Here is a 20,705-nt window from a genome sequence, read left to right as displayed (position 1 = left end):
GTAAAATAAACATTTGATAATATGATAAATTACGAAAGACAAAGGAAGAGGTTGAAGACATGTCATTGATAGAGGCACTGTTACTCGGACTGGTACAGGGACTTACTGAATTTTTGCCTGTAAGCAGTTCTGGTCATCTGGCCATTTTAAAAAATCTGCTGCAGATAAAAGAAACAGGAATTATCTTTTCCGTACTTTTGCATACAGGCACCCTTGCGGTACTTCTTGCGGCTTTTCGCCAGGACGTGAAAAAACTATTGTTGGAGGGTTGCAAGACCATCTACGATTTTGCGGGGAATTTTAAAATTTATTTTAAAAACCGACACGAACAGGAAGCTATCCGCTATAAAAAACTGATTTCAAATAATTACCGAAAACTGTTTTTACTCTTGCTGGTTTCCACACTTCCCACGGCTGTGGAAGGGATACTTCTTGAAGACTTGGTACTGCAGGCAGAGAGTAATCTGCTGGCACCGGCAATAGGACTGTTTATCACAGGTATTTTTCTGCTGGTGATTGATTTCTTTCCGGCAGGAAAAAAAATTCCAAAAGATGTAGGTTATGGTACGGCATTTTTCATTGGTATTTTTCAGGGAATTGCCGTATTTCCAGGAATTTCCAGGCTTGGTATTACTTTGGCCGTCTGTCTGATGTGCGGCTTTAACCGGAAATTTGCAATAAAATACGCTTTTCTGACCGCAATACCGGCTGTGCTGGGTGCAGCATTCTGGGAACTGATACAGGTTCCCGGTTCCGGAATTTCAGCGGGAACCTTTGGTATCTATCTGGCGGCAGCTGTTGTTGCGGGAATCACAGGCTATTTCTGTATCCGGCTTATGCTGCGGCTTATTCGGAAAAAGAAATTTTCTTTTTTTGCAGGATACTGTTTTCTGCTGGGTACAGCAGCGGCAGTCTGCAATTTTGTATTATAAGTAAGGGGAGAACATGATTATGGCGGCAGCGAGAAAAAGAAGCACCGGAAGCAGAAATACTTCCGCAAAGACTTCCAGCAGCAGAAAAAAGAATACGAAAACACAGGCAAAGAGGGGGGCAACTGAGCATACATCCAGTTCTGTAGAGTCTGAAATTACTCTGTGGATTGTACTGACAATCTCCATTGTCCTTCTAGTCAGCAACTTTGGTGTAGGCGGGGCTGTAGGAAATGCCATCAGCAGTTTCTTTTTTGGACTGGTAGGTCTGATTTGCTATCCTCTGCCCATCTTTCTGTTCCTGGGAGTGGCCTTTGTCATATCTAATAGCCGAAATCCCAGAGCTTACCGAAAAATGGTGGGATTTTTACTTTTATTCATTGCCATGTGTATGTTTATGCAGCTTCTGACAGAAGGGGCAGTATATGAAGATTCCATACTGACTTATTATCAGGTTTCAGCAGAATATAAGACCGGAGGAGGGATTCTGGGCGGTCTTTTGTGCAGGCTCTGTGTACAGGCCTTTGGAACAGTAGGTACCTATGCCATTACCGTTGCTGCTATTATGATTTCCTTGGTACTGATTACCCAAAAATCCATGTTTGACATGATTCGCAAATGCAGCCGATGGGCTTACCGTCACGCAGCGCAAAGCCGTGCCCGGAGAATCGAAGCAGCCAGAATCCGTCAGGAACAGGCAGAAGCTTTGCAGGCGGAGGCCGAAGAAGAACACTCTTCCCGCCGAAAAGAGCGCCGGGAGGAAAAACAGCAACAGCCGCATCATCAAAAACAGGGCAGGGAAATTCCTACTTTCTTCACTGCAGAACCGCCCAAAGAGGAACCTGCAAAAGAAAATCCTGTAGACGAGCCTTTTGTACCGGAAAAAGCTTTCCCTATTCAGAGGGCAGACCATCTGGTGCAGGATATTGAGGAAATTGCAGTCTTAGAGGACGGAGTCGAAGATACAGCTGAAGAAATACCGGCAAAAGAACAAAAATCAGAAAAAACGGAGGGCAGCCACGGGAAAAATCCTCGCTCTTCTAAGGAAGAGATTCAAAAAGGTGTGGATGATGTCAAAAACGAAATTGCCGCAAAGGAAGTACAAGAGAAAAAGGAATATACCTTCCCTCCGGTTTCCCTTTTGAAAAAAGGCACAAAAAGCAATGGGGATTCCAATGCACACCTGCGGGAAACAGCAGGAAAGCTCCAGGAAACCCTACATAACTTCGGTGTAAACGTTACGATTACGAATGTCAGCTGCGGCCCTACAGTTACCAGATATGAACTGCAGCCGGAACAAGGAGTAAAGGTCAGCAAAATTGTCAGTCTTACCGATGATATCAAGCTGAATCTGGCGGCGACAGACATTCGTATTGAAGCACCGATTCCCGGTAAAGCGGCTGTGGGAATTGAGGTTCCAAATGCCAACAACAGTACGGTTATGCTTCGGGAACTGATTCAGTCTGACGCATTTCAGAAAAGCGAATCCAGACTGGCTTTTGCAGCAGGAAAAGATATTGCCGGAAAACCGGTTATTGCCGACATTGCGAAAATGCCCCATTTACTCATCGCAGGTGCCACTGGTTCCGGTAAATCAGTATGTATCAACACACTGATTATGAGTATTCTATATAAATCCTCACCGGAAGAAGTGAAATTGATTATGATTGACCCCAAGGTGGTGGAACTGAGCGTTTACAATGGCATTCCGCACCTGTTTATTCCGGTGGTGACAGACCCGAAAAAAGCGGCTGGAGCCTTAAACTGGGCTGTAGCGGAAATGACCGAGCGATATAACAAATTTGCCCAGTACAATGTGCGGGATATCAAAGGATACAACGCAAAAGTGGATGCCCTGACGGATATCGAAGCAGACAAAAAACCGCCAAGGCTGCCGCAGATTGTCATTATTGTGGACGAGCTTGCAGACCTTATGATGGTGGCGCCGGGAGAGGTGGAAGATTCCATTTGCCGCCTGGCCCAGCTTGCAAGAGCGGCTGGAATTCACCTGATTATTGCTACTCAGCGTCCTTCCGTAAATGTTATTACAGGTCTGATTAAAGCAAATATGCCTTCCAGAATTGCTTTTTCTGTATCCTCTGGTGTGGATTCCAGAACCATTCTGGACATGAACGGTGCAGAGAAACTGCTTGGAAAGGGCGATATGCTCTTTTATCCCCAAGGCTATCAGAAACCGGCCAGGGTACAGGGCGCTTTCGTCAGCGATCAGGAGGTCAGCGCAGTAGTAGAATTTCTTGCAAGCCAGAATCCTTCGGCTGCTTACAGTCAGGAAATCCAGGAGAAAATCGAGGCAGTAAAAGAAGCTTCTTCATCAGCGACAGATACTGCCAACGAGCGAGACGCTTACTTTAAAGATGCGGGAAAATTTATTATTGAGAAAGACAAAGCTTCTATCGGCATGCTGCAGAGAATGTTTAAAATCGGTTTTAACCGGGCGGCCAGAATCATGGACCAACTGTGCGAAGCCGGAGTTGTAGGCGAAGAAGAAGGGACAAAGCCTAGAAAAGTCCTGATGTCTATGGAAGAATTCGAGCAGTTTATTGATGAGTATTTATAGAAAATGAGGATGAAAATACATGAAATGTAGAAACTGTGGAGCAGAGTATGAAGAAGGCACTCTGTTTTGTCCAAAATGCGGCAAAGAGATTCAATGGATACCGGAATACAATACCTTAGAAACCCTGATACGGCAGAAGGAACTCCAGGAACAGGAGCAGCGAAAGAAAGAACTGGAAGCACATAAAGAGAGAGAACGTCTTCAACGAAAGGCCGAACAGGAGCGGAGAAAAAAAAGGAAAAAGAGAATGATTCTGGCAGGTACTGCAGCAGCGGTGGCAGTAGTCGTAGGTGCAGGTCTGTTTTTTGTGTATCAGACCCAAATAAATTCCTTTGATTTCCAGATGGCCCAGGCGGAAACAGAATTCAGCAATAAAGCTTACAGCGAAGCACTGAAATATGTAGAGCGGGCGCTGTCTTTAAATCCCGACAGCGCAGAGGCCAACATTCTGGAAGCGAAGATTTATCTGAAAGAGGGAAACGAGGAAGCGGCTCTTTCCATTCTCTTATCCGTTGTGGAAAACCACCCGGACAGCACCAATGCCTACGGTGAAGTGCTTCGTCTGTATGAAAAAAATAAGGAATATGATAAAATACGTGATTTGATGAGCACGGCGACAGACAGCATGAAGTCAAAATATCAGAGCTATGTCTGTGAACTTCCTTCCGTTTCTCCCGCAGGTGGCAGTTACAGTGAAGAAGTAAAAATACAGATGGGTACTCTGTCTTCGGGCACAAAAGTGTATTACACCCTGGATGGCACAGACCCGGACAGCAGTAGCCAGGAATATAACGGTTCGATTCTTCTGGACGAAGAAGGAGACTTCACTTTGAAATACATTGCCTATAACGAAAAGGGTATTTCCAGCGAAGTAGGAAAAGAGACTTACCACCTGACCTTTAAAGCACCGGAAAAGCCTCAGATTTCGCCACCTTCTGACAAATATGAGTATGCGGCAGAAATTATTGTAACAGCTCCTGACGGCTGTGATATTTATTATGCCTTCGACGCAGAACCCACCACAGAAAGCGAAAAGTACACCGGTCCCATTACGATGCCCGAAGGAGAACACACCTTTTCCGCGATTGCTGTAGATTCCAGAGGTAAGGTCAGCCAGATCAGCAGCGCCATCTATGTATTTTATGGATAAATCCGTAAAAATAATTAAATAATACAGCAATCTGCACAAATTCTGTGCGGTACTAAGAAATCGGATTGAATTTTCAGTCCGATTGTCTTATACTGGAGAATAGTAATCATAACAATATATCGACAAAAGATGCACCCACTGGGAAATGCAAAGCCAGAAAGCCGGTATTTTGGATGAAATATGAGGAGGACATTATGTATAAGATTCTAAAAGCAGAAAAGCTGAATGAGATTGTATATCTCATGGAAGTCGAAGCACCAATGGTCGCAAAACACTGCGAGCCGGGTCAGTTTATCATTGTGAAATTAGATGATGCGGGAGAGAGAATTCCCCTGACCATCTGTGATTATGACAGAGAGGCAGGCACAGTTACCATTGTATTTCAGCCGATTGGCGCCTCTACAGAAAAATTTGCAAAATTACAGGCAAAAGATGCATTTGAGGACTTTGTAGGTCCCCTGGGCTGTCCATCTGAATTTGTACATGAAGATTTAGAAGAGTTAAAGAAAGAAAAAATTCTGTTCGTTGCAGGCGGTGTAGGTACTGCACCTGTTTACCCGCAGGTAAAATGGCTGCATGAACACGGCATTGACGCAGACGTTATCGTAGGTGCCAAGACAAAAGACTTAATCATTCTGGAAAAAGAAATGGAAGCGGTTGCAGGAAACCTGTATATCACCACAGATGACGGTTCCTACGGACGCAGCGGTATGGTTACGAAGGTGATTGACGACCTGGTTGCGGAAGGTAAGAAATACACTCGCTGTGTAGCCATCGGACCTATGATTATGATGAAATTTTGCTGCCTGACCACAAAGAAATACGAAATTCCTACTATCGTATCCATGAACCCGATTATGGTAGACGGTACTGGTATGTGCGGTGCCTGTCGTGTCATCGTAGGCGGAGAAGTGAAATTTGCCTGCGTAGACGGTCCGGAATTTGACGGTCACTTAATTGACTGGGATTTGGCTATGAAAAGACAGCAGATGTACAAGACAGAAGAAGGAAGAGCATTGTTAAAAGAACGTGAAGGAGAGACTCATCACGGCGGATGCGGAAACTGCGGAGGTGACGAATAATGGGCAGCGTATTAGAAAAAGTTCCTGTAAGAGAACAGGACCCAAAGGTAAGAGCAACAAATTTTGAAGAAGTTTGTCTGGGATATAACAAAGAAGAAGCAATGGAAGAAGCAGCCCGCTGCTTGAACTGCAAGAATGCCAAATGTGTGAAAGGATGTCCGGTATCCATCAACATTCCTGCATTTATTCACGAAGTAAAAGAGGGCAACTTCGCAGAGGCATACAAAATCATCGGTCAGTCCAGCGCACTGCCGGCTGTCTGCGGACGTGTATGTCCTCAGGAATCCCAGTGTGAAGGCGTTTGTATCCGCGGTATCAAAGGAGAAGCCGTTTCCATCGGTAAGCTGGAACGTTTCGTAGCTGACTGGGCAAAAGAAAACGGTATCAAACCCGAAGCGCCTGCTGAAAAGAACGGTCATAAGGTAGCCGTTATCGGTTCCGGTCCTTCCGGACTTACCTGCGCCGGAGATTTGGCTAAAATGGGCTATGATGTAACTATCTTTGAAGCCCTGCACCAGCCGGGCGGCGTACTGGTATACGGAATTCCGGAATTCCGTCTTCCGAAAGACAAAGTAGTAAAAGAAGAAGTGGAAAACGTAAAATCTCTTGGCGTTAAAATTGAAACAAATGTCATCATCGGTAAATCCACTACAGTAGATGAATTAATGGAAAACGAAGGCTTTGAAGCTGTATTTATCGGCTCCGGTGCCGGCCTTCCAATGTTCATGGGTATTCCCGGAGAAGTATCAAACGGGGTATTCTCTGCAAACGAATACCTGACCAGAAGCAATCTGATGAAGGCTTTCCGTGAAGACTATGATACCCCTATTGTAACAGGTAAAAAAGTCGTTGTTGTAGGCGGCGGAAACGTAGCTATGGATGCTGCAAGAACAGCTCTTCGTCTGGGCGCAGAAGTACATGTTGTATACAGAAGAAGTGAAGAAGAGCTTCCGGCAAGAAAGGAAGAGGTTCATCACGCAAAAGAAGAAGGCATTATCTTTGACCTTCTCACAAATCCGGTAGAAATTCTGGCAGACGAAAACGGTTGGGTAAAAGGCATCAAATGCGTACGCATGGAATTAGGGGAACCGGATGCTTCCGGCAGAAGACGTCCGGTTGTTGTTGAAGGTTCTGAATTCGAGATGGATGTAGATACTGTTATCATGTCTCTGGGAACTTCACCTAACCCGCTGATTTCTTCCACTACCATTGGTCTGGATGTAAACAGAAGAAAATGTATCATTGCAGACGAAGAAAGCGGACAGACATCAAAAGAAGGTGTTTACGCAGGCGGTGATGCCGTAACCGGCGCAGCAACGGTTATCCTGGCTATGGGGGCAGGAAAAGCGGCAGCAAAAGGTATTGATGAGTTTATCAAAAACAAAGCAAAATAATTGCAGAAACAGATAAGATACATAGAGGGCATCGCATTAAGTACATAACAAGGGGCTTAAAGCGATGTCCCTTTTGTTATATGGAGATGGTGACATGGAAAAGAAAACAGAAGAATACACAGATATCACCGCCTGGGTGCGGGAAGAACTGCTTCGCCATGCAGAGGAAGCATATGGAGAATTTCACAAATCCCTGGTGCCAGGTCTGGAATCCATGCTGGGGGTCCGGGTGCCCAACATACGGAAAATCGCGAAAAAGGCGGCAAAAATAGATTATTACGCATATGCCAAAGAGGCAGACTTATCCGTGTATGAGGAATTAATGATAAGAGGCATGATGATCGGCTATGCCTGTCTGACTATGGAAGAACAGAAAACAGAACTGAGAAAATTTGTTCCTCATATCAATAACTGGGCTGTTTGCGATTGCTGCTGTGCCACCTATAAATTTATGAAAAAGAACCAGGAAGACTGGTTTTCTTTCCTGGAAGAATATGTATACAGCCATAGCGAATACCAGGTGCGCTTTGCCGTGGTGTGTATGCTGGATTTCTTTATCTGTGAAGCTTTTCTGGAGAGGGTACTGGATTTGCTTTCGCAGATTCGCCAGGAAGGTTATTATGTAAAAATGGCAGTGGCCTGGGCTGTTTCTATTTGCTACATCAAATTTCCCAGGGAGACAGAAAGACTCTTTACAGAGAATCTTCTGGATGACTTTACCCACAACAAAGCCATTCAGAAAATCCAGGAATCTTACCGGGTAGAAAAAGCAGACAAAGAACGGCTGAACACCTTAAAACGAAAGTGAGAAATGAGGATAAGACATGAAGGCAAAAGTAAAGGATAAAATCAGAATTATCAATAAAATGAATGACTGGTCCATGGATTACAAAGAAGGAGATATCTTTACTGTGGAAAGTACCTGGTACGGCGGTGTAAATGTCAAAAGCCCTGCAGGTATTCCCCTGTCCCTTGATGAGGTGGAATATGAAGTTTTGGAGGAAAACAGTGACGCAAAGCTTACACAAAAGCAAAGGGCAATCTTTCATGCAGACAGTGAATCCGGCGTCCAAAAAGCCCTTGATGATGCCGAAAATCTGCTGAAATACGGAAGAAGGAAGGGCCTCTGTGTGGAACTGGAAATTCTGGCAGAAGGAACGGGCATTTTTGTTTTTCGCGCATCTTCTAAGGAAAATGAAAAAATCCGGAGTCTGCAGTCAGAAGGCATAAAATTTGTAGTGTGTCAAAAAGCCATGGAACAGATACCACTTACCGGAGCAGAATTGATATCCGGCGTAAAACTGGCAGAACTCGGCATTGCAGAACTGGTGGAAAAAGAGAGCCAGGGATTTGCCTATATCAAAGCGTAAAGGGACAACGATTATGAAAATTACGGTTATTACAGTGGGAAAACTGAAGGAGAAATACTTAAAAGATGCCATTGCGGAATACAGCAAACGACTGAGCAAATACGGTAAGCTGGAAATATTAGAAGTGGCAGATGAAAAGACACCGGATATGGCCAGTGAGACCGTAGAACGGCAAATACGGCAAAAAGAAGGGGAACGGATTCTGCGGTATATAAAGGATGACGCCTATGTGCTTACTCTGGAAATTGGCGGCAAAATGCTGGATTCCGTGGAATTTGCAAAGAAAATCGAAACGCTGGGTGTACAGGGGAAAAGTCATCTGACTTTCGTTATCGGTGGTTCTATCGGCTTAGGTGAAGAAGTACTGAAACGGTCCGACTATGCGCTGAGTTTCTCTAAAATGACGTTTCCTCATCAGCTTATGCGGGTAATCTTGCTGGAGCAGATATACAGAGGATATCGGATTATAGAGGGAGCGCCATATCATAAATAGGGGCGGTTGTGTTTTCCTGCCGGGGTGTGTATAATAATGGAAACAGGAAGAAGGTGATTTCTATGGCAAAGACCGTCAGTATTGGTCTTCAGGATTTTGGCAAAATACAGGATTTGAATACTTTTTATATTGATAAAACGAAATTTATCAAAGGCAGATAATTTATGAACAACTGCAGGAAAAAGAAAGTGCCATTTGGAGTCTTTTTCTGGCCAGTGGTTATTTAAAAGTGGAGCAGGTAGAATTTCAGAAAACGGGACGAGTTCTCTATTCTCTTTCTTTGACAAATAGGGAAGTCCGCATGATGTTTGAAACCATTATACAGAGTTGGTTTGCTGACTATGACAGTGGCTATAATGATTTTGTGAAGGCATTATTGTCAGACGATGTCAAAGCAATGAATGTATATATGAACCGGGTTGCCGTGACGACCTTCCGTTTTTTTGACACTGGAAGAAAAATTTCCGTATCCCATGACCCGGACAGTGAGAGGCGTTTGGAAGATACGGCGAAGAATGCGCTGAAACAAATTGACGAGAAAAAATATGCAGCGATATTGGCTTCAAAGGGAATTCCACAGGAAAAAATCCGAAAGTATGGGTTTGCATTTTGTGGAAAAGAAATATTCATTGGAAAAGAATAAGAAAGTATATTTTGAATGGAGGCATTGACATGAAAGTAGTCACTTTTGGAGAAATTATGCTGCGTCTGAAGACGCCCGAACATTTGCGGATTCTGCAGACCAGAGATTTTGAAGCCAGCTACGGAGGAGCAGAAGCCAACGTGGCTGTGTCTTTAGCCATGCTGGAAGACCCGGTATCTTTTGTCACGAAGGTTCCGGATAATCCAATAGGGCGGGCAGCGGTAAACGAAGTACGCCATTACGGGGTGGATACTTCCTATATTTTAAAGGGAGGTTCTCGTCTGGGCATTTATTATTTTGAAAAAGGCAGCAACATCCGTCCTACGAATGTCGTATATGACCGGGAATACAGCGCACTTTCTCTTGCAGAGGCTTCTGAATTTCACTGGGAAGAAATTTTGGAAGAGGGAGATATTTTCTATTTTTCCGGTGTCACCCCGGCTATCAGTGCGCATATGAAAACCGCTGTGCTTAAGGCCCTGCAATATAGCCGAAACCACGGAGTGTTTGTTGTCTGTGATTTAAACTACCGGGCAAAAATGTGGAGCAGCCGGCAAGCTCAGACGGTTATGAAAGAATGTATGCAGTATGTGGACTTGTGCATTGCCAACGATGAAGATTTTGAAGCAACTTTAGGCATCCCTGCCTTTGATGGAAATATGCGTACAGGAATTCAGCAGATGGATACTTATAAAAAAGGAATGGAGGAAATTTTAAAGCAGTATCCGGGCTGCAAGTCCGTGGCCAGTGTTCTGCGGAATATGTATACGGTGGAAGACGGGGACTGGATGGGAATTTATTTGAAAGACGGAAAATTCTACGAAAGCCCGATTCACACCGTACACAGTCTGGAAGCAGTAGGGGCGGGAGACGCTTTTGCAGGGGGCTTGCTGCATGGTATTCTCAGGAATTTTGAGCCGCAGAAAACCATTGATTTTGCCATTACCGCCAGTGTAATGAAGCTAATGATACAGTATGATTTTAATATTGTCACAGAAGAGGATATTCTGCGGATTATGAAATCTTCCAATACAAATCTGCAAAGGTAGGAAAACAGAAGGAAATGGAGAGCATTATGGAAAATCAGGAACCAAAACATCAGCGCCGGGTACGCTATAAAGGCACACACCCGCGGACTTATAAAGAAAAATACAAGGAGCTGCAGCCGGAAAAATATGCGGATACCATTGAAAAAGTTATTCGCAAGGGTGGCACTCCGGCAGGTATGCACATTTCTATCTGTGTACAGGAAATTCTGGATTTTCTGCAGATACAGCCGGGACAGCAGGGTCTGGATGCCACCTTGGGATATGGCGGACACAGTTCCAAAATGCTGGAATGTCTGCAGCAGAAGGGACATCTCTACGCTCTGGATGTAGACCCCATTGAAATGAAAAAGACACAGGCCAGGCTGGAAGGCATGGGGTATGGTCCGGACATTCTGACTGTCAAACAGATGAATTTTGCAGACATTGACCTGCTGGTACAGGAGACAGGGAAATTTGACTTCGTACTGGCAGATTTGGGCGTTTCTTCCATGCAGATAGATAATCCGGAACGGGGATTTACTTATAAACAGGAGGGACCTTTGGATTTGCGCCTGAATCCTGAAAAAGGGATTTCCGCAGCAGAACGATTAAAAGACATTTCACAGGCAGAACTGGAAGGTATGCTCATGGAAAATTCCGATGAACCTTATGCCAGAGAAATCTCCATGGCTATTCTCTCAGAACAGAGAAAAGGGCATGTAATTGACACCACTACAAAGCTAAAAGAAGTCATTGAAAAGGCCCTTGTCCGTCTTCCAAAAGAAGAGCAAAAAGAAGCAGTGAAAAAGTCCTGTGCCAGAACCTTCCAGGCACTGCGCATTGATGTGAACAGTGAATTTGAAGTACTGGAAGCTTTTCTTGAAAAATTACCCCGGATTTTAAAACCACAGGGAAGAGTGGCGATTCTCACCTTCCATTCCGGGGAAGACCGTATGGTAAAAAAATCTTTCCAGAGTTTTTACCGGGAAGGTGTTTACCGGGATATTGCCAAAGAGGTTATCCGCCCTTCCAAAGAAGAGTGCAATCAAAACAGCCGGGCCCGTTCTACCAAAATGCGCTGGGCCATAAAAGCATAAATGTGACAGACAGGAGACAGAAAAATGAAGAAAACAGCAGCTTTGTTACTTGCAGGAATTTTTACCGCAGCACTTTTGGCAGGTTGCGGCACAAAAGGAGAGAGCAAAAAGGAAAACAGCAGTCAGACAGATAACAGTGATGATACAAAGGTACAAATCACAGTAAAAGAATATGGAACCATTGAGGTAGCCCTGGACGAGGAAGCAGCGCCTCTTACTGTGGAAAATTTTCTGAAACTGACAGAGGAAGGCTTTTATGACGGACTGACCTTTCACCGTATTATAGACGGCTTTATGATTCAAGGCGGCGACCCAAAAGGAAACGGAACCGGCGGCTCTGACGAAACCATCAAGGGAGAATTTTCTGAAAATGGAGTGGAAAATCCTCTTTCACATACCAGAGGTGCTATTTCCATGGCACGCTCCCAGGACTATGACAGCGCCAGCTCCCAGTTTTTTATTGTGCAGGAAGACAGCACCTATCTGGACGGACAATATGCGGCTTTCGGGTATGTCACAGAAGGTATGGATGTGGTAGATAAAATTTGCGAAGATGTGTCTGTGGAAGACCAGAACGGAACCGTTCTGCCAGAAAATCAGCCCGTAATCGAAAGTATCAAGGTAGTAAAATAGAAATTTCTGAATTGACAAGTCTGTGCCCAGATGGTATAATGCCTCCCCGATAACAAGAAGACAGAAGAAAGGGCTAGGTGTTATGAAGTATGACCATTTATCAGGAATTACAGTTAAATCAAGCGGGCTCTAAGGCGCTTATTAAAAGCAGCCAGAGCCGGAAAGAAAAGGTTCGTCACATTGCAGTATATCTGTTGAAAATTTTTATTACCATGGCGTTCTGCATGGCTTTTGTCATTGGCTACAGCACGATTTTCGGAGATGAAAACAGTGTAACCGGCGTGGTCGTGTTACTGTGCGTCATGGTGTTTCGTTTTGCGGATTTCGGAATTTACACACCGCATGCGTTAAGTTCCCTCATGGCTGTGTTTGCCATATTGGCGGTTGGCCCCAGACTGGCCAATATGGGAAATCTTTTTACAGAACTGCTGGTGAATCTGGCATGTATTTTTATACTTATGGTGTTAGGTTGTCATAATGTGGTTATGGCAAACCATTCTACTTTGGTGCTGGGATACCTGCTTTTGTACGGGTATGATGTAACCGGAATGGATTATGCTCTGCGTCTGGCAGGACTTGGTGCAGGCGCTCTGCTTACCGGTATTGTGTTCTACCGCAACCATAAAAACCAGACTTATAAAAGAGCGTTCAAACATTTAATTCTGGAATTTGATTTATCCTCTGTACGGACCAGATGGCAGCTGTCCATTACTTTTGGCGTATCCACCGCCATTTTTCTGGCAGGACTTCTTGGACTTCCCAGAAGCATGTGGGTAGGTATTGCAGTCATGTCCGTGCTGCTGCCATTTAGAAGAGACATGAAAGAGCGTGTGAAGGGAAGAATTCCCGGAAATCTGGCCGGAGGTATTGTATTCCTTCTGGTATATCCGCTTCTGCCAGAAAGTCTTTGTCCATATATTGGAGTCATCGGCGGCGTTGGTGTAGGACTTTCCGCAACTTATGGTTGGCAGGCTGTATTTAATTCCCTGGGTGCTATGGCCATTGCCGTCAGCTTCCTGGGCGTTCCCGGTGCTGTATTTTTCCGTATTTTCAACAATATTCTGGGTTCTGTGTATGGGCTGGTTTTTGATAAACTTTTTCACGGTTCCTTAAACCGGATGAGCCAGAAAAACACACTGGCAGATTCCTGAGGATTGCAGTTGACAGCAGGGATTTTAATGTATTAAAATAATGACGCAGAAAAAATCTTAACAAAAAAGGGAGATGGAAATTATGGTACATCACATTGTTATGTGGAAATTCAAACCGGAAATCGAAGAAAGTCAAAAACCACAGCTGAAACAGGCTATGGCAGAGCATTTAAAGGGACTGGTAGGAAAGGTTCCGGGGCTTTTAACCGTCGACTTTGTAGAACAGCCGCTGCCTTCCAGCACACATGATATGGCGCTGGTTACTACTCTGGAAAAAGCGGAGGATGTAGCTGTTTACGGTTCCCACCCGGAGCATGTAAAAGTGGCAGATACGTATGTCCGCCCTTATGTTACAGAGAGAGCTTGCCTGGATTACGAATAATTTCCCATTGATTTACATAGTAGGAGAAGCAAAATGCAGAAAGTAAGACTTGGAAAAACAGAACTTGAAGTGAGCAAAAACGGATTCGGAGCGCTTCCCATTCAGAGAATTACAAAAGCTGAGGCCGTATATCTGCTGCAGAAAGCCTTTTATCACGGCATCAATTATTTTGATACTGCAAGGGCTTATTCTGACAGCGAAGAAAAACTGGGAGCAGCTTTTTCCTATACACGGGAAAAGCTGGTTATCAGTACCAAAACAACGGCTCAGAATGAAAAGGATTTCTGGAAAGATTTAGATGAGAGCCTTTTAAAGCTGCAGACAGATTATATTGATATTTACCAGTTCCACAATCCGGCTTTTTGCCCCAGACCGGAAGACGGCACAGGACTTTATGAGGCCGCTTTAAAGGCAAAGGAACAAGGAAAAATCCGCCATATCGGTATTACCAATCACCGTTTGGCAGTAGCAGACGAGGCGATTGCCTCTGGTCTATATGAAACCCTGCAGTTTCCGTTTTCCTATCTGGCCGCTGAGGCAGATATCAAGCTGGCAGAACAGTGTAAGGACGCAGATATGGGCTTTATTGCCATGAAAGGACTTTCTGGCGGACTGATTCACAACTCTGCTGCCGCTTATGCCTTTATGGCCCAGCCGCAGTTTTCAAATGTAGCGCCTATCTGGGGTATCCAGAAGGAAAACGAACTGGACGAATTTCTTTCATATGAGGTCTGTCCCCCGCAGCTGACCAAAGAACTGCAGGAGGAAATTGCCAAAGACAGGGAACAGCTTTCCGGAGATTTCTGCCGTGGCTGTGGTTACTGTATGCCCTGTCCGGCCGGAATCGAAATCAATAACTGTGCCCGTATGAGTTTAATGCTCCGAAGAGCACCTCAGACGGCATGGCTGTCCTCGGAATGGCAGGCAAAAATGCAGAAAATTGACGGCTGTATGCACTGCAATAAGTGTATGAAAAAATGTCCATATGGATTGAATACGCCGGAACTTCTAGCCAAAAATTATGAGGACTACAAAACCTTTTTATAACTTTTAAAAGCATAACCAAGGAGCAAATTTATATGGATACAAAAAATCTTCCAATCTGAATATTATAAGAGGATACAATTCAGTAAGCCAGACTCGGGTGTGGTTTTATTATGTTGTCTTTTTATAATATACAGAAAAAGAGAGCTGCGCTGCAAATGCAGAGGCAGTTCCTTTATGGAGGATTTTTATGTATTTTAAACTAAATTTTAACAAAAATCTTGTGCTTATGTATGCCATTTCCCTGCTGCAGGGCATGGTTTTTTACGGTTCTGTTTCCACTTTGTACCGTCAGGCCGTGGGAGTCACGCTTTTTCAGATAACTCTTATGGAGAGTCTTTCCATGGTACTGACCATTGTACTGGAAATCCCCTGGGGAATTCTGGCGGATAAAATTGGGTATAAACGGACTTTTGTGATCTGTTCCTTTTTGTTTTTTGTCTCCAAGCTGGTTTTCTGGAGAGCAGACAGCTTCGCCGATTTCCTGACAGAGAGAATTCTTCTGGCCGCAGTGATTTCCGGTTTGTCCGGGGTGGACACCAGTATTTTATACCTTTCTGCAAAGGGAAAAGATACCCAGCGAATCTTTGGATTTTTTAATACTATGTCCGTTGCCGGGCTTTTTCTGGCTTCGGGTATGTATTCCCTTTTTATTGGGAAAGACTATCGAATGGCAGGACTTCTGACAGCTGTAAGCTATGGCATTGCCGCTTTTTTGTCTCTATGGCTTACAGAAGTCCGGGAAGAAACAAAAGAGACGGAACGAAAAAACAGCTGGCAGATTTTTTGTCAGACCCTTCCGGAACTGTTTGGCAGGAGAAACGTGACAGCCTTTCTTGTCAGCATGGCTCTGGTTTCAGAAGTGTACCAGATGACAACCGTAGTTTTAAATCAGCCGCAGTTTCAAAAATGCGGAGCCACAGACAAGCAGATTGGTCTGCTGTTTCTGCTTCTGACCATTTGTGAGATGACCGGCAGACTTTCTGCCCGGATTACCCAAAAAATCAGTGAAACGGCTATGTTTCTTGGGGCTTTTCTGATTCCCGGTATTTGCTGCCTTATTTTAGCAGGGACAAACAGTCTGGCAATTTCTGCTTTTGCTGTTATGCTGATTCAAGTCAGCTTTTCTCTTTTGCAGCCTTTGCAGACAGAAATGCAAAATCGTATGGTTGTGCCGGGACATCGGGCTGCCATGCTGAGCGTCTATGCGGTCTTTATGGATGGCACAGCTGCCGTAGTGGATTTGCTCTTTGGGAAGGCAGCAGATTTTCATTTGCCTTTGGCTATGCTTTTAGGGACATTGGCCTGCACTCTGGGGCTCTTTTTATACTGCCGGGGAAGCCGGAAAAAGAATACTATCTAAAACAGGAGAACATTATGCGTGACGGAAAAAGCTATCTGACCTTTATCATAGAAAAGCTGCAGCAGCGGCTAAAAGAGGTAGACTCCTCCATTTCCCAGGGACAAAAGGAAATCGAGGGAATGCATGAATACTACTGGGAAAACTATACGGAAATGGACCAGTACGGCTATGAAAATTTTGACAATCAGCAGGCTCTTCTCCAACAGGTAAATGCCAATCAGGAACAGCTTGCCTTAAAGCATCGTCTGGAGAGAATGTTGAACGCACCTTTTTTCGGCAGAGTGGATTTCTGCTATGAAGATGAAGACACTCCGGAGTCCTTTTATATCGGTATCGGGAACTTTTCGGAACAAACGGGACAGGTTCCCTATATCTATGACTGGCGGGCGCCTGTCAGCAGTCTTTTCTACGATTTTGACAAGGGTCCTGCCAGCTATGAAGCTCCGGCCGGCGTTCTGGAGGGAGAGATTCATTCCAAATGGCAGTATAAAATCCGCTGCGGAAAGATGATTTATGCGTTTGAAAGCGACATCAAAATTGATGATGACATTCTTAAGGCTGAACTGGGAAGCAATGGAGACGTACAGTTAAAAAACATTGTGCGCACCATTCAGAAAGAACAAAACGCCATTATCCGCAACACCAAGGATAAGATACTGGTGATTCAGGGGGCGGCTGGCAGCGGCAAAACTTCCATTGCCCTTCACCGGATTGCTTATCTGCTTTACCATGACCGGAAGCATATGAAATCCTCCAACATTTTAATTCTGTCTCCCAACAGTGTATTTTCCGACTATATTTCCCATATTTTGCCGGAACTGGGAGAGGAGAATATTCAGGAAATGAGTTTTGATTTATTTGCCTACCGGGAACTGCGGGACACAGTCATAGACTGTGAGGACCGTTATGACCAGATTGAAAGAGAACTCTCATGTCCGGACGCAGAGGCACAGGACCGTCTGCACCGGAAACAGTCGGAGGAATTTCTGGGGCTTACAGAAGTTTTTCTGGCAAATCTGGAAGACAGTCTCATGGACTTCCACGAAGTTTCTTTTAAGGGGATTGTGAAAACAGAAGCAGAACTGGTAAATCTCTTTTATTTCAAATTTCAGGATCTTCCTCTGCTGTCCCGTATGGAGGCTATTTTGGAACATTTTACAGACGAATATGAAACCTTATACAACCGCCGCCTTTCCGAAGAAGAGGAGGAAAAACTCAGCCAGGAATTTATGGGAATGTATGCGACCAGAGACTTGTATGTGCTGTACAGCCAGCTTTTAGAGGAATCCGGATTTGCACCTTTGCCCCATGTCTCCTATGAAAAGAGAGTGCTGGCCTATGAAGACGTTTATCCCATGCTGTATCTGAAATACCGCTTGTATCAGAAAAAGGGACAGAAAAACATCAAGCATCTGGTGATTGATGAAATGCAGGATTATTCTTTTCTGCAGTATACCATTCTGGCAGAACTGTTCCCCTGCAAAATGACCATTCTGGGGGATTGTGCCCAGACCATGGAGGAGCAGCAGCAGGACGTCTTAAAATTCCTTCCTGGTATTTTAGGACGCCATACCAGAACCATTGTGATGAATAAAAGTTACCGAAATACCGTGGAGATTGCCCGGTATGCCAACAGGCTGGCAGGGCTTACGGATATGGAACTTTTGGAACGACACGGAAAAGAAGTTGAAGAGCAGAAGTTTGCCTGTCAGGAAGAGGCGCTTAAAAAGGTGCTTTCCCATCTGCAGCAGGAGAGCCCTTATGAAACAACAGCTGTTCTGACCATGACAGAACAGGAAGCCCTCATGGCGTATCAGTATCTGAAAGAGTATTTTCAGGACATTTCTTATATTGACCGCAACAGTTCCGCTTTTCAAAAAGGCATTACCGTAACCACCTTTTATCTGGCAAAAGGGCTGGAGTTTGACCGGGTCTTTGCCCTTGGACGAAAAGAAAAAAACGGACTGCTTTTGCAGGCAGAATACATCTGCGCTACCAGGGCGCTGCATGAACTTTATATGTATGAAAGCTGACAGATATCTGATAAGAGGAGTATGCGCATGAATAGAAGTGAACAACTAAGCCTTTTGTTTACAGAAGATTACCGGATTATAGATTTTCTGCCAAGAGCTGTTTCTACAGGAGAAGACAGCTTTTATGAAGAGGCGGAGCAGTATTTTCTGCAGGATCGACACCTGCAGGAATTTTGTGATAAAACCATAGCCATTGTACTGAAAATACTTTGCTATTTTCCTTTTGAAATTTATGTGGAAGAGTACAAACCCCTGGTCAATAAGCGGGAAGGATGGCTGAAAGACAAACGGTGTGAAATGATAGTAAAACTGCTGAAAAAAGTGATTTTGAAAAAACGGGGACAGATAGATATTCTGCTCGGAGGAGAAGATTCTATTATCAGTATCAGCGGCGGTGTGTTAAGCATTGCCGTGTACCACGAAAGTGAAGCGCTGAGAGAACTTCTGGAAAAAATCGTAACCACAGAGGGCCTTTATTACTGGAAATACCGGGTCTGAGTGGTTCGTAAAGCAAAGGAGAAAAATATGCGGAGAGAACTGGATTTAAATGCCGTCTCAGACGGAAAACTGTACCGTCAAAGTGACATGGTAAAGGCGGGCTGCAACGACTGCAAAGGCTGCTCAGACTGCTGCCGCGGCATGGGGGATTCTATTGTTCTGGATCCTTTCGATGTCTATCAGCTTTGCAGTCATCTGGAACAAAATTTTGAAACACTTTTGTCTTATGCTTTAGAACTTCGAATGGCAGACGGACTGATTCTGCCCAATCTGAAAATGGCAGAAAAAGAAGAACAGTGCCCCTTTTTAAATATCCAGGGACGGTGCAGTATTCATGCTTTCCGTCCTGGTTTTTGCAGAATGTTTCCTCTGGGACGCATTTATGAGGAGGATTGTTTTCACTATTTCCTACAGGTACATGAATGCAGACAAAACCCAAAAACAAAGGTGAAAATCAGCAAATGGCTGGGGATATCAAGGATACAGGAGTACGAAAGATTTGTGCTTCAATGGCACACCTTTCTGAAAAAAGCAGAAAAAATCGCTGCACAATTTCAGGAGGAAAGTGCTGTGAAAAATGTCTGTATGTTTATTTTGAAAACTTTTTATCTGACGCCGTATAAAGCAGAAGCTGATTTTTATGAACAGTTTGAAGAACGGCTGAAAAAGGCGGAAATATATTTTTTTTGAAATCAGAATACGAAAAAAGAAGTTGTCACATGGCGTAACAGACTCCTTTTTTCAATATCTATTTTAGGATTCTTACTTATTCTGCAGAATAGGTATATCCTGTTACAGAAGTCTGTACACCAGAACCCTCTGCTGCAACTTCATCAACAATAACTGCAGGTTTTTCATAAACTTTATTCATAATCGTAGCCCTCCTAAAGTCATAGCTGTGCTGTGTTTTGTTTCGGCTAGATTATATACAAAAATTTGTTAAGTGTACTTTTTCCGCTGCTTCTTATTGAACATTCCCACTGCAATCAGTACAATTCCAATAGAAATAAACTGAGAGGTAGACAGCATTCCTACGGTTCCTCTGTCATCAGAACGGAGAAATTCTATGAGGAAACGGCCTATTCCGTAAAGCAACAGGTACAAGGCTCCTGTGTTTCCGGTCTTTTTGCTGTGCCTACTGTAAATCAGAAGCACCGCCATAATCAGAAAATCTCCCGCAGAAGACAACAACTGTGTGGGAATCAGAGGAACACCTGCCGGGGCAAAGCTGCCCTCAGGAAAGGTCACACCCCAGAAAGCATCGGTTTCTCTGCCATAGCAGCATCCTGCCAGGAAACAGCCGATTCTTCCAAATCCCTGGGCCACAGCAATGGAGGGGGCCAGCAAATCAAAATATTCCAAGAAAGAAAGTTTTTTTCTGTGACAATACAAAATCGCGGCTAGTACACCTGCAATGATTCCTCCGTACACAACAAAGCCTTCTGTTCCCAGCACCTGCATAGGGTCTTCCAAAAAGCGGTCAAATTCCACCAGCACAAATAACAGCTTTGCACCTATAAATCCTGCAAGAATACTGAAAATAGCAATATCCAGAACCGCATCCTCTTTCAAATGGTGCTTTTTTGCACGGTACGTTCCCATGAAGATACATACCAGAATCCCCAGCGCAATCATCAGCCCATATCCATGTATGGTAAGCGGTCCCACGGAAAATAATTCATTTTTCATACTTTTCTGCTCACTTTCCTATGTTGAATTTTTTATGTGTCTGTTTCATTATAACATCTTTTTTTGTAAAAAGCATCATTGTCTTTTTCTATAAGATAATGCTATACTTACAGACAGAAACTGCTGTCATTTTTCATTTAATTTAAAC

General features: G+C 44.2%; 20 protein-coding genes. 19 read left to right on the top strand and 1 reads right to left on the bottom strand.

Going from position 1 to position 20,705, the window contains the following annotated elements; genetic code table 11:
* The first annotated feature begins 59 nt into the window (after nt 1–59).
* From G5A70_RS10390 to G5A70_RS10300, 19 genes are all read left to right on the top strand, one after another.
* Nucleotides 60–932: an undecaprenyl-diphosphate phosphatase gene (locus G5A70_RS10390; RefSeq protein WP_173749577.1), complete on the top strand. Its 873-nt coding sequence runs from the start codon at nt 60–62 to the stop codon at nt 930–932.
* A gap of 19 nt (nt 933–951) precedes the next feature.
* A complete protein-coding gene (locus tag G5A70_RS10385; RefSeq protein ID WP_173749576.1) occupies nt 952–3,507 on the top strand; it encodes an FtsK/SpoIIIE family DNA translocase in 2,556 nt (851 codons plus the stop codon).
* Nucleotides 3,508–3,526: 19 nt separating this feature from the next.
* Entirely contained in the window at nt 3,527–4,657 is a 1,131-nt protein-coding gene (locus G5A70_RS10380) for a chitobiase/beta-hexosaminidase C-terminal domain-containing protein (RefSeq protein WP_173749575.1), read from the top strand.
* A 194-nt stretch (nt 4,658–4,851) separates the two neighbouring features.
* Nucleotides 4,852–5,739 carry a sulfide/dihydroorotate dehydrogenase-like FAD/NAD-binding protein gene (locus G5A70_RS10375; RefSeq protein WP_173749574.1) on the top strand — a complete coding sequence of 296 codons (888 nt, stop codon included), beginning with the start codon at nt 4,852–4,854 and terminating at the stop codon, nt 5,737–5,739.
* Nucleotides 5,739–7,133, top strand: coding sequence for an NADPH-dependent glutamate synthase (gene gltA, locus G5A70_RS10370; protein WP_173749573.1), 1,395 nt, complete (start codon nt 5,739–5,741; stop codon nt 7,131–7,133). Before G5A70_RS10375 ends, gltA begins: the two co-directional genes overlap by 1 nt.
* Nucleotides 7,134–7,227: 94 nt before the next feature.
* Nucleotides 7,228–7,941, top strand: coding sequence for a DNA alkylation repair protein (locus tag G5A70_RS10365; protein ID WP_173749572.1), 714 nt, complete (start codon nt 7,228–7,230; stop codon nt 7,939–7,941).
* Nucleotides 7,942–7,957: 16 nt separating this feature from the next.
* Nucleotides 7,958–8,503 carry a DsrE family protein gene (locus G5A70_RS10360; protein WP_173749571.1) on the top strand — a complete coding sequence of 182 codons (546 nt, stop codon included), beginning with the start codon at nt 7,958–7,960 and terminating at the stop codon, nt 8,501–8,503.
* Between the two features lie 13 nt (nt 8,504–8,516).
* Complete coding sequence (gene rlmH, locus G5A70_RS10355; protein WP_173749570.1) at nt 8,517–8,996, top strand: 23S rRNA (pseudouridine(1915)-N(3))-methyltransferase RlmH; 480 nt, start codon at nt 8,517–8,519, stop codon at nt 8,994–8,996.
* 301 nt (nt 8,997–9,297) lie between these two features.
* Nucleotides 9,298–9,639: a PD-(D/E)XK nuclease domain-containing protein gene (locus G5A70_RS10350; protein WP_226853654.1), complete on the top strand. Its 342-nt coding sequence runs from the start codon at nt 9,298–9,300 to the stop codon at nt 9,637–9,639.
* A gap of 29 nt (nt 9,640–9,668) precedes the next feature.
* A complete protein-coding gene (locus G5A70_RS10345) occupies nt 9,669–10,688 on the top strand; it encodes a sugar kinase (RefSeq protein WP_173749569.1) in 1,020 nt (339 codons plus the stop codon).
* A gap of 26 nt (nt 10,689–10,714) precedes the next feature.
* Nucleotides 10,715–11,764 carry a 16S rRNA (cytosine(1402)-N(4))-methyltransferase RsmH gene (gene rsmH, locus G5A70_RS10340; RefSeq protein WP_173749568.1) on the top strand — a complete coding sequence of 350 codons (1,050 nt, stop codon included), beginning with the start codon at nt 10,715–10,717 and terminating at the stop codon, nt 11,762–11,764.
* Between the two features lie 24 nt (nt 11,765–11,788).
* On the top strand, nt 11,789–12,397 hold the full coding sequence (locus G5A70_RS10335) for a peptidylprolyl isomerase (protein ID WP_173749567.1): 609 nt from the start codon (nt 11,789–11,791) through the stop codon (nt 12,395–12,397).
* Between the two features lie 89 nt (nt 12,398–12,486).
* A complete protein-coding gene (locus G5A70_RS10330; RefSeq protein ID WP_173749566.1) occupies nt 12,487–13,548 on the top strand; it encodes an FUSC family protein in 1,062 nt (353 codons plus the stop codon).
* Between the two features lie 82 nt (nt 13,549–13,630).
* Nucleotides 13,631–13,930, top strand: coding sequence for a Dabb family protein (locus G5A70_RS10325; protein ID WP_173749565.1), 300 nt, complete (start codon nt 13,631–13,633; stop codon nt 13,928–13,930).
* A gap of 33 nt (nt 13,931–13,963) precedes the next feature.
* On the top strand, nt 13,964–14,977 hold the full coding sequence (locus tag G5A70_RS10320; protein WP_173749564.1) for an aldo/keto reductase: 1,014 nt from the start codon (nt 13,964–13,966) through the stop codon (nt 14,975–14,977).
* 187 nt (nt 14,978–15,164) lie between these two features.
* A complete protein-coding gene (locus G5A70_RS10315; protein WP_173749563.1) occupies nt 15,165–16,337 on the top strand; it encodes an MFS transporter in 1,173 nt (390 codons plus the stop codon).
* 14 nt (nt 16,338–16,351) lie between these two features.
* Complete coding sequence (locus tag G5A70_RS10310; RefSeq protein WP_173749562.1) at nt 16,352–18,370, top strand: HelD family protein; 2,019 nt, start codon at nt 16,352–16,354, stop codon at nt 18,368–18,370.
* Nucleotides 18,371–18,397: 27 nt separating this feature from the next.
* Entirely contained in the window at nt 18,398–18,868 is a 471-nt protein-coding gene (locus tag G5A70_RS10305; RefSeq protein ID WP_173749561.1) for a hypothetical protein, read from the top strand.
* 27 nt (nt 18,869–18,895) lie between these two features.
* Entirely contained in the window at nt 18,896–19,558 is a 663-nt protein-coding gene (locus tag G5A70_RS10300; RefSeq protein WP_173749560.1) for a YkgJ family cysteine cluster protein, read from the top strand.
* Nucleotides 19,559–19,807: 249 nt separating this feature from the next.
* On the opposite strand, the gene G5A70_RS10295 is transcribed toward G5A70_RS10300, so the two are convergent.
* Nucleotides 19,808–20,557: a prolipoprotein diacylglyceryl transferase gene (locus G5A70_RS10295; protein WP_173749559.1), complete on the bottom strand. Its 750-nt coding sequence runs from the start codon at nt 20,555–20,557 to the stop codon at nt 19,808–19,810.
* Nucleotides 20,558–20,705: the final 148 nt, after the last annotated feature.

Source organism: Blautia hansenii, assembly GCF_013304445.1.
GTDB lineage: Bacteria > Bacillota > Clostridia > Lachnospirales > Lachnospiraceae > Blautia.
Note: the sequence above shows the minus strand (reverse complement) of the source record. Positions and strands in the feature narration are given on the sequence as shown.